Raw genomic sequence first — 720 nt, forward strand, 5'->3', positions numbered from 1 at the left:
GCGCCGTAGTTGGTCGCCGTCGAGCTGCCTTCCGACGCCGCGATCTGCACCGCCGAGCGCACGTCGAACAGCGTCAGCGTCACGACCGACGCCTTCGCCTGCAAGTGGCCCGCCACCGCCGCCACCGCGCTGTTGCCGATCAGCCCGCCGATCATGCTGCCGATCCCGCCGATCGGCGAATCGTTGATCACGATCTGCGGTTCCATGTAGTAGTCCGCCGCCACACGCTGGCCCTTCTGCTGCTTCGAGCCCGCGCGGTATTCACCCGAGCCGCGCTGCAGCTGCGTGATGCGCGACAGGCGCGCGTCGCTCTTCTGGTTGCCGATCGACGTGATCACGAAGCAGTTCGACTGCTGGACCGCCAGGCGCAGCAGCGGGTCGATCGTCGTCATCTTCGTCGCGCTGCCGAACGGGCCCCACCAGTCGGCATTGCGGCCGTCGTCGACGGCGATCGTGCCCAGCGGCGACGCACAGCGCTGCAGCCCCGAATCGGCGCCCGCGCTCGCGCCGCCCGCCGCGGCACCCGTCACGCCGGCGTTCTGGCCGCCGGGCGTCACCATGCCGCCGCAGCCCGCGACGGACGCGCAAAGCGCTGCGACCAGCGCACCTTGGGTAAGACGATGGGAAAGGTTGGTCTTCATGTCGTTATCGATCGATAGAGTCGTTGTTCGGCTTATGTGTTCGTGCGATCTTCGATAAGCCCCCCGGTGTGGCGCGCGA

At 68.3% G+C, this 720-nt stretch carries 1 protein-coding gene; it reads right to left on the reverse strand.

Annotated elements, in window-relative coordinates; all coding sequences use genetic code 11:
- Positions 1 to 641, reverse strand: a 641-nt coding sequence (locus BFF94_RS37560; protein WP_219140469.1) for a penicillin-binding protein activator LpoB, incomplete at its 3' end; no start/stop codon positions are given.
- Positions 642 to 720 lie beyond the last annotated feature (79 nt).

The sequence above is a fragment of the Burkholderia catarinensis genome (assembly GCF_001883705.2).
Classification (GTDB): Bacteria; Pseudomonadota; Gammaproteobacteria; order Burkholderiales; family Burkholderiaceae; genus Burkholderia; species Burkholderia catarinensis.